This window comes from Oleiphilus sp. HI0079 (assembly GCF_001635105.1).
In genome coordinates this window covers 1-726 of the sequence record NZ_LWFT01001171.1, presented here as the reverse complement: position 1 = coordinate 726, position 726 = coordinate 1, and the positions used below count along the sequence as shown (strand labels likewise).

At 50.1% G+C, this 726-nt stretch carries 1 protein-coding gene; it reads left to right on the top strand.

Annotation, left to right across the window (positions count from 1 at the left end):
* Window positions 1–51: 51 nt before the first annotated feature.
* A partial coding sequence (locus A3750_RS20825) for a cysteine peptidase family C39 domain-containing protein (RefSeq protein WP_231871908.1) occupies window positions 52–726 on the top strand: 675 nt, incomplete at its 3' end.

Below are 726 nucleotides of genomic sequence, written 5' to 3'. Positions count from 1 at the left end.
CAGACGATGACACCTTGCCACCCATTTAGGCTGTAAGGTTTAGGAGATTAAATGACGGAACAGAAAATGGACGAGCAGAAGGCTAGCTGGGATACCGGCTCGCCTGAACGCACGCACTTTGATCCATTGCTCGACTGCCTTGTTGCGGTTGCCAAGCTTTACGATAAGCCAGTGACAGCGACTGCGCTAGCCGCAGGCCTCCCGTTGGAGGACAACAAACTCACTACGACTCTGCTGCCTCGTGCTGCTGAACGAGCAGGGCTGACTGCCAGACTCTTAAATCGGGATTTAGATGCGATCGTCCCTGAGGTTCTGCCAGCAATTTTACTTCTGCACAACGGTCATGCCTGTGTGTTAACCCACCTTGATAACGCGACCAACAAAGCCACCATCATTCGGCCCGAAGCAGGTTTGAGCGAAGTCGAGATGGAAATCGACAGCTTGAAAGAGCTTTACACCGGATTTTGTTTCTTCATCAAGCGAGAATACCAATTTGATAAAGAGCGCCGACTCGTTACTGGTGAGGCCGGTAAGCATTGGTTTTGGGATACGCTTAGGCTCTCCTTCCCCATCTACCGCGACGTTATTATTGCCTCGGTGCTGATTAACCTATTCGTACTCGCTAGCCCATTTTATGTACGCAATGTGTACGACCGAGTTGTACCAAATTCGGCCTTCGATACCCTATGGGCGTTCTCCATTGGTATCGGCATTATCTTTTTCTTT